Source organism: Pseudomonas sp. CYM-20-01 (assembly GCF_023169845.1).
GTDB lineage: Bacteria > Pseudomonadota > Gammaproteobacteria > Pseudomonadales > Pseudomonadaceae > Aquipseudomonas > Aquipseudomonas azotoformans.
The window spans coordinates 5,353,161-5,367,523 of record NZ_AP025169.1 but is presented as its reverse complement, the minus strand read 5'-3'; the positions used below and the strand labels follow the sequence as shown (position 1 = coordinate 5,367,523).

General features: G+C 60.6%; 14 protein-coding genes. 12 read left to right on the top strand and 2 right to left on the bottom strand.

The annotated features are described in order from the left end of the window. Window positions 1-157: 157 nt before the first annotated feature. The 6 genes from M2497_RS24260 (at window position 158) to M2497_RS24235 (ending at window position 6,105) form a co-directional block, all read left to right on the top strand. On the top strand, window positions 158-637 hold the full coding sequence (locus M2497_RS24260; RefSeq protein ID WP_010208407.1) for a GNAT family N-acetyltransferase: 480 nt from the start codon (window positions 158-160) through the stop codon (window positions 635-637). A gap of 162 nt (window positions 638-799) precedes the next feature. Continuing rightward, the gene (locus M2497_RS24255; RefSeq protein WP_248483755.1) at window positions 800-1,621 is read left to right on the top strand and encodes an SDR family oxidoreductase; all 822 of its coding nucleotides are present in this window, start codon (window positions 800-802) and stop codon (window positions 1,619-1,621) included. A gap of 32 nt (window positions 1,622-1,653) precedes the next feature. Beyond that, window positions 1,654-2,634 carry a substrate-binding domain-containing protein gene (locus M2497_RS24250; RefSeq protein ID WP_248483753.1) on the top strand — a complete coding sequence of 327 codons (981 nt, stop codon included), beginning with the start codon at window positions 1,654-1,656 and terminating at the stop codon, window positions 2,632-2,634. Then, complete coding sequence (gene araG, locus M2497_RS24245) at window positions 2,631-4,130, top strand: L-arabinose ABC transporter ATP-binding protein AraG (protein WP_248483751.1); 1,500 nt, start codon at window positions 2,631-2,633, stop codon at window positions 4,128-4,130. The genes M2497_RS24250 and araG overlap by 4 nt, the downstream gene beginning before the upstream one ends. A 17-nt stretch (window positions 4,131-4,147) precedes the next feature. Further along, on the top strand, window positions 4,148-5,113 hold the full coding sequence (araH, locus tag M2497_RS24240) for an L-arabinose ABC transporter permease AraH (RefSeq protein WP_248483749.1): 966 nt from the start codon (window positions 4,148-4,150) through the stop codon (window positions 5,111-5,113). A gap of 188 nt (window positions 5,114-5,301) precedes the next feature. Next, window positions 5,302-6,105: an IclR family transcriptional regulator gene (locus M2497_RS24235; protein ID WP_248483747.1), complete on the top strand. Its 804-nt coding sequence runs from the start codon at window positions 5,302-5,304 to the stop codon at window positions 6,103-6,105. On the opposite strand, the gene M2497_RS24230 is transcribed toward M2497_RS24235, so the two are convergent. Continuing rightward, a complete protein-coding gene (locus M2497_RS24230; RefSeq protein ID WP_248483745.1) occupies window positions 6,106-7,158 on the bottom strand; it encodes an NAD(P)-dependent alcohol dehydrogenase in 1,053 nt (350 codons plus the stop codon). It abuts the gene before it with no gap. A gap of 182 nt (window positions 7,159-7,340) precedes the next feature. On the opposite strand from M2497_RS24230, the gene M2497_RS24225 reads away from it, so the two are divergent. Continuing rightward, window positions 7,341-8,234 (top strand): AraC family transcriptional regulator, encoded by an 894-nt coding sequence (locus M2497_RS24225; protein ID WP_248483743.1) that lies wholly within the window; start codon window positions 7,341-7,343, stop codon window positions 8,232-8,234. A 43-nt stretch (window positions 8,235-8,277) separates the two neighbouring features. On the opposite strand, the gene M2497_RS24220 is transcribed toward M2497_RS24225, so the two are convergent. Further along, entirely contained in the window at window positions 8,278-9,942 is a 1,665-nt protein-coding gene (locus tag M2497_RS24220; RefSeq protein WP_248483741.1) for an electron transfer flavoprotein-ubiquinone oxidoreductase, read from the bottom strand. A gap of 506 nt (window positions 9,943-10,448) precedes the next feature. Between M2497_RS24220 and M2497_RS24215 the strand changes: the two genes are divergently transcribed. The 5 genes from M2497_RS24215 to M2497_RS24195 all read left to right on the top strand — a co-directional run bounded on the left by M2497_RS24215 (window position 10,449) and on the right by M2497_RS24195 (window position 14,203). Then, entirely contained in the window at window positions 10,449-11,198 is a 750-nt protein-coding gene (locus M2497_RS24215; protein ID WP_057009251.1) for an electron transfer flavoprotein subunit beta/FixA family protein, read from the top strand. Window positions 11,199-11,200: 2 nt separating this feature from the next. Beyond that, complete coding sequence (locus M2497_RS24210) at window positions 11,201-12,130, top strand: FAD-binding protein (RefSeq protein ID WP_071493932.1); 930 nt, start codon at window positions 11,201-11,203, stop codon at window positions 12,128-12,130. Between the two features lie 73 nt (window positions 12,131-12,203). Further along, complete coding sequence (locus M2497_RS24205) at window positions 12,204-13,019, top strand: transporter substrate-binding domain-containing protein (RefSeq protein WP_248483739.1); 816 nt, start codon at window positions 12,204-12,206, stop codon at window positions 13,017-13,019. 9 nt (window positions 13,020-13,028) lie between these two features. Beyond that, on the top strand, window positions 13,029-13,391 hold the full coding sequence (locus M2497_RS24200; RefSeq protein WP_058427423.1) for a DUF4398 domain-containing protein: 363 nt from the start codon (window positions 13,029-13,031) through the stop codon (window positions 13,389-13,391). After that, window positions 13,388-14,203 (top strand): OmpA family protein, encoded by an 816-nt coding sequence (locus M2497_RS24195; protein WP_071491446.1) that lies wholly within the window; start codon window positions 13,388-13,390, stop codon window positions 14,201-14,203. The genes M2497_RS24200 and M2497_RS24195 overlap by 4 nt, the downstream gene beginning before the upstream one ends. Window positions 14,204-14,363: the final 160 nt, after the last annotated feature.

Genomic DNA, 14,363 nt, shown 5'->3' with positions numbered 1-14,363 from the left:
TACTGTTGGTCAGCTCTCGTTTGATGTTCGTGCCTGGGTGGCGACGAACGGTCTTGCGTCACCTGTAAGATTTTGTGTGCCAGTGACCACGAATTGCGCTGCAACTCGTCACGAAAGCGCCTTAGTATGTGTGCTTTGAAATTGCCAAGGCTCGCCCATGACCATCGAGATTCGCCCCGCCGTGCCCAGCGATGCTGCGCAGATCCTGACTTTCATCACTGAGTTGGCCGAGTACGAGAAGGCCCGGCATGAAGTGATCGCCAGTGTGGTGGACATCGAGCGTAGCCTGTTCAGCGAAGGGGCGACCGCCCATGGCCTGATCTGTTTGCGCGATGGCCTGCCGATTGGTTTTGCGGTGTTCTTCTTCAGTTATTCCACTTGGCTGGGCAGCAACTGCCTGTACCTGGAAGACCTGTACATCAACCCGGAGCAACGCGGCGGCGGCGCGGGCAAGAAGCTCTTGCGCCACCTGGCGAAGATCGCGTTCGACAACGGCTGCGGGCGCTTCGAGTGGAGCGTGCTGGACTGGAACGAACCGGCGATTGCGTTCTACAAATCCATCGGTGCCCAGCCGCAGGAGGAGTGGGTGCGCTATCGCATGGAAGGTGATGCGCTGCGTGACTTCGCCCTAGGCTAAAGACCGTAGATCAAAATGTGGGAGGGGGCTTGCCCCCTCCCACAATTTTTTTGCTCTTTTCTCAATATATGGGATGCAAATTTATATATTGAGATGTTTCAAAAGATGGGTTTATAGTCGGCTGCATCAGCACTCACTACCAAAAATAAAACAGGTGAAGCGATGCAGGCACAACCGTTGTCACTCCCCGCCGTGCCCGAACCCACCTACGGCGAGCGGCTCAAAGGCAAAGTGGTGATCATCACCGGTGCCTCCCAAGGCATTGGCGAGGCGATCGTCGCGTGTTTCCAGGCGCAGCAGGCGAAGCTGATCATCGCTGATATCCAGGGCGAAAAGGTCGAGCAGGTCGCGGCCCGCTGGCGCGAACACGGCGCCGAGATCTACGCGCAATCCGTCGATATCACGTCCAAGGAACAATGGCAGGCACTGGTCAATGTGGCCATCGAGCGCTTCGGCCGGGTGGACGTGCTGGTCAATTGCGCCGGGGTCAATGTGTTCCGCGACCCGCTGGAGATGACCGACGAAGACTGGCGCCGCTGCTTCGCCATCGACCTCGACGGCGCCTGGTACGGCTGCCGCACGGTGTTGCCGCACATGATCGAGCAGGGCCTCGGCAACATCATCAACATTGCCTCCACCCATTCCAGCCACATCATTCCTGGCTGCTTCCCCTATCCCGTGGCCAAGCATGGCCTGCTTGGCCTGACCCGCGCCCTCGGCATCGAATACGCGCCCAAGGGCATCCGCGTGAATGCCATCGCGCCGGGCTACATAGAAACCCAGCTCAACGTCGACTACTGGAACGGTTTCCCCGACCCCCACGCCGAACGCCAGCGTGCGTTCGACCTGCACCCGCCCAAGCGCATCGGCCAGCCGATCGAAGTGGCGATGGCCGCGTTGTTCCTGGCGACCGACGAGGCGCCGTTTATCAATGCAACCTGCCTGATGATCGATGGCGGGCGGTCAGTGATGTACCACGACTGAAGCGTTTTCCAATAACAAGAAAGAGGTGGTTCATGTTCAAGAAGACTTTAGGCACCCTGGCACTTGCAATGGCGTTCAGCAGCGTGGCACTCGCCGAAGAAGTGAAGATCGGCTTTCTGGTCAAACAGGCCGAAGAACCCTGGTTCCAGACCGAATGGGCCTTCGCCGAGAAAGCCGGCAAGGAACACGGCTTTACCGTGATCAAGATCGCCGTGCCCGACGGTGAAAAAACCCTCTCGGCCATCGACAGCCTGGCTGCCAACGGCGCCAAGGGCTTTGTGATCTGCCCGCCGGACGTGTCCCTCGGCCCGGCCATCGTCGCCAAGGCCAAGGTCAATGGCCTGAAAGTCATGGCCGTGGATGATCGCTTCGTGGATGCGAAGGGCAACTTCATGGAAGACGTGCCGTACCTGGGCATGGCTGCCTTTGAAGTGGGCCAGAAGCAGGGCGCCGCAATGGCAACCGAAGCGAAAAAACGCGGCTGGGACTGGAAGGAAACCTACGCCGTGATCAACACCTATAACGAACTCGACACCGGCAAGAAGCGCACCGACGGTTCGATCAAGTCCCTGGAAGACGCCGGCCTACCCAAAGACCATATCCTGACCGCCGCGCTCAAGACCCTCGACGTACCCGGCAGCATGGACGCCACCAACTCGGCGCTGGTCAAGCTGCCCAGCGGCGCGAAAAACCTGATCATCGGCGGCATGAATGACAACACCGTGCTCGGCGGCGTACGCGCCACCGAAAGCGCCGGCTTCAAGGCTGCCAATGTGATCGGCATCGGCATCAATGGCACCGACGCCATCGGCGAGTTGAAAAAGGCTGAAAGCGGTTTCTTCGGCTCGATGCTGCCCAGCCCGCATATCGAGGGTTACAACACCGCGTTGGCGATGTATGAGTGGGTCACCACCGGCAAGGAACCTGCGAAATACACGGCGATGGACGAAGTGACCCTGATCACCCGCGCCAACTTCCAGGCAGAGCTGACCAAGATCGGGTTGTGGAAATGACCGGCGCGGCCTTGCGCTTCAACGGCATCGGCAAGGAATTTCCCGGTGTGAAAGCCCTGGCGCAGATCAGCTTTGAAGCGCGGCCGCGCGAGGTGCATGCGTTGATGGGCGAGAACGGCGCGGGCAAGTCGACGCTGCTGAAAATCCTTGGCGGCGCCTACCTGCCCAGCAGTGGCACGTTGCAGATCGGCGCGCAGACCATGGACTTCAAGTCTGCCGCCGACAGCATTGCCAACGGCGTGGCGGTGATCCACCAGGAGCTGCACTTGGTGCCGGAAATGACCGTGGCCGAGAACCTGTTCCTTGGGCACTTGCCGACGCGCTTCGGGGTGGTCAACCGCAGTCAGTTGCGTAAGCAGGCGTTGGCCTGCCTCAAGGGCCTGGCGGATGAAATCGATCCGGATGAGAAGCTCGGTCGACTTTCCCTTGGTCAACGCCAACTGGTGGAAATCGCCAAGGCGCTGTCCCGTGGCGCCCATGTGATTGCCTTCGACGAGCCCACCAGCAGCCTGTCGGCGCGGGAGATCGATCGCTTGATGGCGATCATCACGCGGCTGCGCGATGAAGGCAAAGTGGTGCTCTACGTGTCCCATCGCATGGAGGAAGTGTTCCGCATCTGCAACGCGGTAACGGTGTTCAAGGACGGCCGTTACGTGCGCACCTTCGACGACATGAGCACCCTGACCCACGACCAGTTGGTAACGTGCATGGTCGGCCGCGATATTCAGGACATCTACGACTACCGCCCGCGTGAACAGGGCGATGTAGCGCTCAAGGTCGAGGGCTTGCTTGGCCCGGGCCTGCGTGAGCCGGTCAGCCTTCAGGTACACAAGGGCGAGATTCTCGGCCTGTTCGGCTTGGTCGGGGCAGGGCGCACGGAGCTGTTTCGGTTGCTCAGTGGTTTGACCCGCTGCACTGCAGGACGCCTGGAACTCTGTGGGCAACCCCTGCGGCTACATTCACCCCGCGATGCCATCGCCGCCGGCGTACTGCTGTGCCCGGAAGACCGCAAGAAGGAAGGCATCATTCCGCTGTCCAGCGTCGCCGAAAATATCAATATCAGCGCGCGTGGCGCCCACTCTGCATTTGGCTGGCTGCTGCGTGATGGCTGGGAAAAGGCCAACGCAGACCGGCAAATCAAAAGCATGAAGGTCAAGACGCCGAACGCCGAACAGAAAATCATGTACCTGTCCGGCGGCAACCAGCAGAAGGCCATTCTCGGCCGCTGGTTGTCGATGCCGATGAAAGTACTGCTGCTGGATGAGCCAACGCGTGGCATCGATATTGGTGCCAAGTCGGAGATCTACCAGATCATCCATAACCTGGCGGCCAGCGGTATTGCGGTGATTGTGGTGTCCAGCGACCTGATGGAAGTGATGGGGATTTCCGACCGCATCCTGGTGATGAGCGAAGGCGCCCTGACCGGCGAACTCGCCCGTGACCAGGCGGATGAAGCACGGCTGTTGCAACTGGCTCTCCCGCGTTCGCGGGCTTGAAGAATTCGAGGTGAATGATGTCTGAGGTAAAAACTGCAAAGGGCTTCTGGCCGGGTTTCAACCAGCGCAAATTCCTCGATGACTGGGTGATGCTGCTCGCCGCGTTGAGCATCTTTGTGCTCAGCGCGTTGTTTATCGACAACTTCCTTTCACCGCTGAACATGCGCGGGCTGGGCCTGGCGATCTCCACCGTGGGCATCGCCGCGTGCACCATGTTGTTCTGCCTGGCATCCGGGCATTTCGACTTGTCGGTGGGCTCGGTGATTGCGTGTGCCGGGGTGGTCGCAGGTATCGTGATCCGTGATACCGAGAGCGTGGTGCTCGGTGTGTCGGCGGCGTTGGCCATGGGCCTGGTGGTGGGGCTGATCAACGGTATTGTCATCGCCAAGCTGCGTATCAACGCCTTGATCGCGACGTTGGCAACCATGCAGATCGTGCGCGGCCTGGCTTACATTTTCTCCAACGGCAAGGCCGTCGGCGTGATGGACGAAGGGTTCTTCGTATTCGGCAACGGCCAACTGATGGGCGTGCCGGTACCGATCATCATCACCGTGCTGTGCTTTGTATTTTTCGGCTGGCTGCTCAACTACACCACCTACGGGCGCAACACCATGGCCATCGGTGGCAACCAGGAAGCGGCGTTGCTGGCCGGGGTGAACGTCGATCGCACCAAGATCATCATCTTTGCCGTGCACGGGTTGATCGGTGCGTTGGCCGGGGTGATCCTCGCCTCGCGCATGACCTCGGGCCAGCCGATGATTGGGCAGGGCTTTGAGCTGACGGTGATCTCGGCGTGCGTGTTGGGCGGGGTGTCGTTGAGTGGCGGCATCGGCATGATCCGCCATGTGATTGCCGGGGTGTTGATTTTGGCGATCATCGAGAATGCGATGAACCTGAAGAACATCGACACCTTCTACCAGTACGTCATCCGTGGTTCGATCCTGTTGCTGGCGGTCATCATTGACCGCATGAAACAGCGCTGATCCCGAGCCCTATGAAGATTCAAATGTGGGAGGGGGCTTGCCCCCGATGGCGGCACGTCAGAAAAACATGCATTCACTGACACACCGCTATCGGGGGCAAGCCCCCTCCCACATTTGGATCTGCGCTGTATTGAGGTTCAGCTTTTGCCATAATGCCGCTCGTTTTCGTACCACCACATAGGCCTGATATGCAGGAAAACGCCCACACCCCCGTCAAAGACACCGCCCCCACCGGCACCCAGACCCTGCTGCGCGGCCTGGGCGTGGTGCAGGCCGTGGCGGCGGGTGCGCGGGATCTGAAAGAGATCGCCAAGCGCATCGGCACCACCCGCAGCACCACCCACCGCCTGGCCAGTTGCCTGGTGGACGAGCGTTACCTGCGCGTAGTGCCGCAAGTCGGTTACCTGCTGGGGCCGAAGTTGATCGAGCTGGGTTTCCAGGCGCGGGAAGAGCTGCCGCTGGTGACCTTGGCTATCCCGTATCTGGATGAGCTGTCGGCATTGACCGGTGACACCATCCACCTGGCCATTCGCGAATACGACGACGTGCTTTACCTGCACAAGAACCCCGGCCGCAATGGCCCGGAAATGCGCTCGCGAGTCGGCCACCGCATGCCCCTGGCGCGCACCGGTATCGGCAAGGCGTTGCTGCTGGATGACACGGTGGAGGAGTGGCAGCGCCTGTACGACGTCAGCTTGCCGGTGGGCGGGAAAAGCCTGCAATGGCCGCAGCACCCGGAACAATCCTGGGCACAGTTCGAGCAGCGCATGCGTGAATACGTGGTGGGCGGGTACGCGTTCGACCTGGAAGACAACGAACCGTCGATCCGCTGCGTAGCAGCACCGGTGCGCGATGCCAGCCGGCGCATCGTCGCCGGCATCAGCATCGCCAGTACCGTGCCCTACATGCCGCTGGAGAAAATGGCCGAGCTGATTCCCGTGGTCAAACAGGTCGCAGCCCGGCTGTCGGCGGAGTTGGGCGCGAAGGCCTGATCAGGCCTTCAAGGTCGTCATGTCGATGACAAAACGGTACTTCACATCGCCGGCGATCATGCGGCTGTAGGCTTCGTTGATATGGCGGATGTCGAGCATTTCGATGTCGCAGGTGATGTTGTGCTCGGCGCAGAAATCCAAGACTTCCTGGGTTTCGGCAATGCCACCGATCAAGGAACCGGCCAGCACTTTACGGCCCAGCACCAGCTTGGCGGCGTTGACGGGCGGGTCGACCGGTTCGATCAGGCCCACCAGGATATGCACGCCGTCAAAGCGCAGCACGTCGAGGTAGGGGTTCAGGTCGTGCTGCACCGGAATGGTGTCCAGCAGGAAGTCGAAACGGCCGGCGGCGGCTTTCATCTGCTCGGCATCGGTGGACACGATCACATCGTCGGCACCCTGGCGACGACCTTCCTCGGCCTTGCTCGCCGAGCGGGTGAACAGCGTCACTTCCGCGCCCATGGCCTTGGCGAACTTGATGCCCATATGGCCCAGGCCACCCATGCCCAGCACGCCGACTTTATCGCCGGCCTTCACGCCATAGTGCTTGAGCGGCGAGTAGGTGGTGATGCCGGCGCACAGGATCGGCGCCGCGCTGGCCAGGTCGAGCTTGGCCGGGATCTTCACCACGAAGTGCTCGCTGACCACGATGCTGTCGGAGTAACCGCCCATGGTGTTGCTGCCGTCTACACGGTCCGGGGTGGCGTAGGTCATGGTCGGGCCTTCGAGGCAGTATTGCTCAAGGTCTGACTTGCAGGCGTCGCAGTGACGGCACGAATCGACCATGCAGCCCACGCCGACCAGGTCGCCAATTTTGTGCGCGGTGACATTGGCACCAACGGCAGTGACCTTGCCGACAATCTCGTGGCCCGGCATCAGCGGATATACGGCGATGCCCCATTCGTTGCGCGCCTGGTGGATGTCGGAGTGGCAGACGCCGCAGTAGAGGATCTCGATGGCCACGTCATCGGCGCGCGGGCTGCGGCGCTGGAAAGACATGGGGGCGAGGGGAGTGGTGGCCGACTGGGCGGCATAACCGATGGCGGTGTACATGGGGAAACCTCGCAAAAGCTTGGACAGGAGAGGTGGCGCATTTTGCGCGCCGACCCTGGGAGCGAACATGGCAAATGCTCCGAGTCTCATGCCTATTCGTCCGGGAGTGCCCCGGGTTTGGATCCATTGGCCGCCATACCTGCGATGATGTTCTCATCCCTTATTCGCGAAGTTTTTTTGCCATGTTGTTGACCCGCCATCTCGATGCCAACGCCACCTTGGTTGCCTTGATTGAGGGGCTTACGCCCTGCGACGGTTTCTCCCCGACCCACCTGCCCGGTGTGCAAGTGCTGCGCGCCAGTTGTGACGTGGCACGCGGGCCGCAGATCTATGAGCCAAGCCTGATGTTCGTGGCCCAAGGCAGCAAAGTCGCCTACCTGGGGCCGCGCACGTTGGAGTATGGCGCCGGGCATTACCTGATCCAGGCCATGCCGGTGCCGTTCGAGTGCGAGACCTTTGCCATGGGCGCTGATGCGCCGTTGTACGGTGTCACGGTGGGCATTGACCGCGTGGTCCTGGGCGAATTGGTCATGTCCATGGGCATTCAGGCCGGGCCGCCACCCACGGCGCAGACGCTGGAGTCGATGAGTTCGGTGATGCTCGATGACGCAATGCGCGGTGCTGTCGAGCGGCTGTTGCAATGCCTGCACGATCCGCTGGAAAGCCGGATCATGGGCGCGGCGCGGGTCCGGGAAGTGTTGTTCACCGCTCTGCGGGGCCCGCAGGCCGATGTGTTGCGAGCACTGGTGGAACAGCAGGGGCAGTTTTCGCGGATCGCCACGTCATTGAATCACCTGCATGGCCACTACGCCGAGCCGCTGAATATCGAGACGCTGGCCGGGTATGCGCACATGAGTGCGTCGACCTTTCATGAGCACTTCAAGCGCTGCACGTTGTTGTCGCCGGTGCAGTACCTCAAGCGTCTGCGTCTGCTCAAGGCCCAACAGTTGCTGCTGGTGGACGGTATGGGTGTGGCGCAGGCGGCGCACAGCGTGGGGTACCAGAGTACGTCGCAGTTCAGTCGCGAGTACAAGCGCTACTTCCTGCGCAATCCCGGCGAAGAGCGAGCGGCATAAAAAAGGCTCCCGTTCGGGAGCCTTTTTGTTCAAGCGGGGGAGCTTACATGTTCGGGTAAGTCGGCCCACCCGCGCCTTCCGGTGTGACCCAGGTGATGTTCTGCGAAGGGTCCTTGATGTCACAGGTCTTGCAGTGCACGCAGTTCTGGGCGTTGATCTGGAAGCGCTTCTCGCCGTCTTCCTGGGTGATCACTTCATACACGCCGGCCGGGCAGTAGCGCTGCGCCGGTTCATCGTAGAGCGGCAGGTTGGTGCCAATCGGGATGCTGGCGTCTTTCAACTTCAAGTGGCACGGCTGTTCTTCTTCATGGTTGGTACCGGAGATGAACACCGAACTGAGCTTGTCGAAGCTCAGCTTGCCGTCGGGTTTCGGGTAATCGATCTTCTTGCTGTCCTTGGCCAGCTTGAGGCAGGCGTAGTCCGGCTTGGTGTCGTGCAGGGTGAACGGCATCTTGCCGCCCAGGATGTTCTGGTCGAACCAGTTGAAACCTGCACCGATGATCGGGCCGAACTTGTGCATCGCCGGGCCGAAGTTGCGGCTGGCGAACAGTTCTTCGTAGAGCCAGCTGGACTTGAAGCTGTCGACGTAAGCGGTCAGTTCATCACCGCCTTCGGAGTCGGCAAACAGGCGGTCGGCCACGGCGTCGGCGGCGAGCATGCCGGACTTCATCGCGGTGTGGCTGCCCTTGATCTTGGCGAAGTTCAGGGTGCCGAGGTCGCAACCGATCAGCGCGCCGCCCTTGAAGACCATCTTCGGCAGCGAGTTCAGGCCGCCTTTGCAGATGGCACGCGCGCCGTAGCTGATGCGCTTGCCGCCTTCGAGGTACTGGGCCAGCACCGGGTGGTGCTTGAGGCGCTGGAACTCATCGAACGGCGACAGGAAAGTGTTGCTGTAGGACAGGTCGACGATCAGGCCGACTACTACCTGGTTGTTTTCCAGGTGATAGAGGAACGAGCCACCAGTGTTCTCGTTGCTCATGATGTCCAGCGGCCAGCCGGCGGTGTGCACCACCAGGCCAGGCTGATGTTTGGCCGGGTCGATTTCCCAGATTTCCTTGAGGCCGATGCCGTAGTGCTGGGCGTCGGCGTCGCTGTCCAGGTTGAAGCGCTGGATCAGTTGCTTGCCGATGTGGCCACGGCAACCTTCGGCGAACAGCGTGTATTTGCCACGCAGTTCCATGCCGGGGGTGTAGACGCCTTCTTTCGGGTTGCCTTCGCGGTCGACGCCGAGGTCACCGGTGATGATCCCGCGCACCACGCCGTTTTCGTCGAAGAGCGCTTCCTGGGCGGCGAAGCCTGGGTAGACTTCCACACCGAGGTTCTCGGCCTGCTGGGCCAGCCAGCGGCACAGGTTGCCCAGGGAGATGATGTAGTTGCCTTCGTTGTGCATGGTCTTGGGCACAAAGAAGTCAGGCACCTTGGTGGAGGCTTCGGGGCTGCGCAGTACATAGATGTCGTCGCGCACCACCGGGGTGTTGAGCGGGGCACCGAGTTCTTTCCAGTCCGGGAACAGTTCGTTCAGGGCGCGGGGTTCGAACACGGCACCGGAGAGGATATGCGCGCCGACTTCGGAGCCTTTCTCGACCACGCAGACGCTGATTTCCTTACCGGCTTCGGCGGCCTTCTGCTTCAGTCGGCAGGCGGCAGACAGTCCCGCCGGGCCAGCGCCGACGATGACCACGTCGAATTCCATGTATTCGCGTTCCACAGGCTATCTCCTACTCAAGGCTCAACAGGCTTTTTTTTCTAATGGGTGGAGGTTCGGTGTCGTCTTGCGGCAACGGCAAGACCCACCTTTCTCTCTAGGTGGCGCATTATATCTACACCACTGGCAGCGTCCAATACAAACGTTTGTTTGAATTGCTCGCAGGCTAGATAAATCAAAGTGGTGCGGCTTATGACTGGCTATTTTGCCGTATTGACCAGAATAGGCGTTCCGGTCAATATACGGTCGGTTTTGCGCTTACCGTAGGCAGACAGCAGGTTTCAAGAGCACGTCCAAAAGCAAGACAGGTGACGCGTGCCCAAACACTGGCGCGCAGTTTACACGCTGCGATAAAGAATGACCTCTCAGTCACCCCTGACGAACGGTCATCATTTCCCGTGAGCAAGGTCGCCGCCTGCGTTTTTGGAGGTGCCCTTGTGTGCCGATGAGCATCAACCGCCAGGTTCGCCTAGGCGACTTTCTTTTCACCGGAGAGTAACGAGGAATCCATGAAGGTTCTTGTAGCTGTCAAACGCGTTGTCGATTACAACGTGAAAGTTCGCGTCAAGGCGGACAATTCCGGCGTCGACCTCGCTAACGTCAAGATGTCGATGAACCCTTTCTGCGAAATCGCCGTGGAAGAAGCCGTACGCCTGAAAGAGAAAGGCGTGGCGACTGAAATCGTCGTGGTTTCCATCGGCCCGACCACTGCTCAAGAGCAGCTGCGTACCGCGCTGGCACTGGGCGCCGACCGCGCCATCCTGGTCGAGTCCGCTGAAGAGCTGACCTCCCTGGCCGTTGCCAAGCTGCTCAAAGCCGTTGTCGACAAGGAACAGCCTCAGCTGGTGATCCTCGGCAAACAGGCCATCGACAGCGACAACAACCAGACTGGCCAGATGCTGGCTGCGCTGACCGGTTACGGCCAGGGCACCTTCGCCTCCAAGGTCGAAGTGAGCGGCGACAGCGTTGCTGTCACCCGTGAAATCGACGGCGGCGCGCAGACCGTTTCTTTGAAACTGCCGGCCATCGTCACCACCGACCTGCGTTTGAACGAGCCGCGCTACGCGTCCCTGCCAAACATCATGAAAGCCAAGAAGAAGCCGCTTGAGTCGTTGACTCCGGAAGCTTTGGGCGTTTCCACCGCCTCTACCAACAAGACCGTGAAAGTTGAAGCACCGGCTGCACGCAGCGCGGGCATCAAGGTCAAGTCGGTAGCTGAACTGGTAGAGAAACTGAAAAACGAAGCGAAGGTAATCTAATCATGACTATCTTGGTAATCGCTGAACACGACAACAAGGTGCTGGCCCCGGCCACCCTGAACACCGTGGCTGCCGCTGCGAAAATCGGTGGTGATATCCACGTATTGGTTGCTGGCCAAGGCGCTGGCGCCGTGGCTGAAGCCGCTGCGAAAATCGCGGGCGTGAGCAAAGTACTACTGGCCGACAACGCCGCTTACGCTCACCAGTTGCCGGAAAACGTTGCCCCTCTGGTTGCAGAACTGGGCGCTGGCTACAGCCACATCCTGGCTGCCGCTACTTCCAACGGCAAAAACATCCTGCCACGCGTTGCCGCGCAGCTGGACGTTGACCAGATCTCCGAGATCATCTCGGTCGAAAGCGCCGACACCTTCAAGCGCCCGATCTATGCCGGCAACGCTATCGCTACCGTACAGTCCAACGCTTCGGTCAAAGTCATCACCGTACGCGCCACCGGTTTCGACCCGGTTGCCGCTGAAGGTGGTTCGGCTGCCGTTGAAGCCGTCGCCGCTGCCCACGACGCTGGAACTTCGAGCTTTGTTGGCGAAGAGCTGGCCAAGTCGGACCGTCCTGAGCTGACCGCTGCCAAGATCGTCGTTTCCGGCGGCCGTGGCATGCAGAACGGTGACAACTTCAAGCACCTGTATGCCCTGGCCGACAAGCTGGGCGCTGCGGTCGGCGCCTCCCGCGCGGCCGTCGACGCAGGTTTCGTACCCAACGACATGCAGGTCGGCCAGACCGGCAAGATCGTTGCGCCACAGCTGTACATCGCCGTCGGTATCTCCGGCGCGATCCAGCACTTGGCCGGTATGAAAGACTCCAAGGTGATCGTTGCGATCAACAAGGACGAAGAAGCACCGATCTTCCAGGTGGCTGATTACGGCCTGGTGGCGGACTTGTTCGAAGCTGTCCCTGAGTTGGAGAAGCTGGTCTAATCCAGTCGCTTCACTTATAAAGAGCCCGGTCCATGTGACCGGGCTTTTTTTTGACTTGCTGGAGACACTTGCCATGGAACTGCGTCCCTGGGCCGTACTGCTGGGCCTCACTCTGCTGCCGAGCCTGACGCTGGCCGCCGGCAAATGCGACCGCCTGGTGATCACCGGCAGTCCGGACGCGCCGCCCCTGCTCTGGCGTGACCCGCAAGACCCCACGCACCTCATCGGCGCCACCGCCGACGTGCTGCAACAAGTGGGCAAGGACCTCGGGTTGAAAATCGACCTGCTCTACGGCGGCAAACGTTCGCTGGCCCTGGATGAGGTGCGCAGCGGGCGCATGGATATCCTTGCCGATGTGCCGCTGAACCTGGGCGAGCTGGAAACCCTCGACTACATCCACCCGGCCCTGGTGCAGCTCGACTACCTAGTGTGGACGCGCAAGGATTCAGCGCTGGCCTACACCACGGCGGCCGACCTGCACGGGCACAAAGGCGCGGTGTCGGAACGTGCGCGCTTGAGTGCCGCCTTCGAAACGTTCGCCGGCCAGCAATTGAGCCTGCAACGCCTGCCGTCCCTGACGCCGGCGTTCCAGAAACTGCTGCTGGGAGAGGTCGACTATGTCCTCGCCGGGCGTTATTCCGGCATGGCAATGGCACAGACCTTGGGCATGAGCAACGACCTGATCGCCCGCGAGGTGCCCGTCGATCAGCCGGGCCTGTACCTGGCGATTTCCCACAACTCGGCCTGCAACGATCCGTGGTTGCGCGGACAGCTCGCCCAAAAGATGACAGAATTGCCCGGGTCTGGTGTGACGGAAGCCGCGTTGCAGCGCAATCTGGAACGTTGGAAAGCGCAATTGCAACAACCCGTCGGCACCCCAACAAAGTAGGGATTTTCAGTGACTCTTCGACCTCTTTTCGCGGCCCTCGCCGTTGTCGCTCTGGCGGGATGTGCAGCTGATCCTGCGCCGAATGAACAAATTCGCCTCACCCAGCAAGCCCTTGAGCAAGCCAGCGCCGTTGGCGCCAACCCCGATGAATCGCCCGAACTGAAACTGGCCGAAGAGAAATTCGCCCGGGCCAAGTCGAGCATGGCTGACCAGTCCTACAAAAATGCACGCATGCGCTTTGAGCAAGCCGAGTTGGACGCGCGCCTGGCAGAAGCCAAAGTGTTGACCCGCAAGAGCCAGGAGCAGTTGAACGTGCTCAACACCCGCATCACTCGCCTGCGCAAGCAACTGCAGTTGGGGGAAGCCCAATGAGTCCGATGATCCGTGGTTTGAGTTGTGCGCTGCTGTTGGGCACGGCTGTATTGGGCGGTTGTGCCAGCCATCCCGACAGCGAACAGGCCCTGCAACAGGCTGGGAATGACTTCCAGAAGGTCAAGGAAGACGCCAATGTGTTGCGCTTTGCGCCCAAGGACGTGATCCGCGCCGGTGAGTCCCTGGCCCGTGCCGATCGCCTGTCCAGCTACTGGGGCAGCGGTGCCGACGTGGTGCATTACGCCTACTTGAGCCAACGCTACAGCGCTATTGCCCGTGAACACACCGAACAGGCGCTCAACCAGGAGCGCGGTGCCAAGCTCGAACTGGAACGCCAGCGCCTGCAACTGGCCTTGCGTGAAAGCAAGCTGAGCAGCGTGCAGCAGCAGGGTAAATGGCTTGAAGAACAGATCGCCAGCCTGACCACCACCCAGACCGATCGTGGCCTGGTGATGACCCTGGGCGATGTGCTGTTCGACACCGGTGACGCCGAGCTGAAGAACTCGGCCAACCGCACAGTGCTCAAGATTGTGCAGTTCTTGCAACTGAACCCCAAGCGTGTGGTGCGTATCGAGGGCTACGCCGATAACACCGGCGGCGAGCAGGAAAATCTCAAACTGTCCCGCGACCGCGCGCAGTCGGTGGCTGATGTGCTGGTCGACCTGGGAATCGACGAAAAACGCATCCAGGTGGAAGGGTATGGCGACCAGTATCCGGTGGAGGCCAATGCCTCCGAGCGGGGCAGGGCGCAGAACCGTCGTGTTGAAATCGTCTTCTCTGACGAGAAAGGTCAACTGGGCGCCGCCCGGTAGAAGCCTGGAGCAGCTCTGAATGTGGGAGGGGGCTTGCCCCCGATAGCGGTGCATCAGTCAGCAAATCTGTCGCTGACCCACCGTCATCGGGGGCAAGCCCTCTCCCACATTTTGGTGTGCACCCTCACAGTTTTACTGTCACTCCAACGCGCGCTCGACT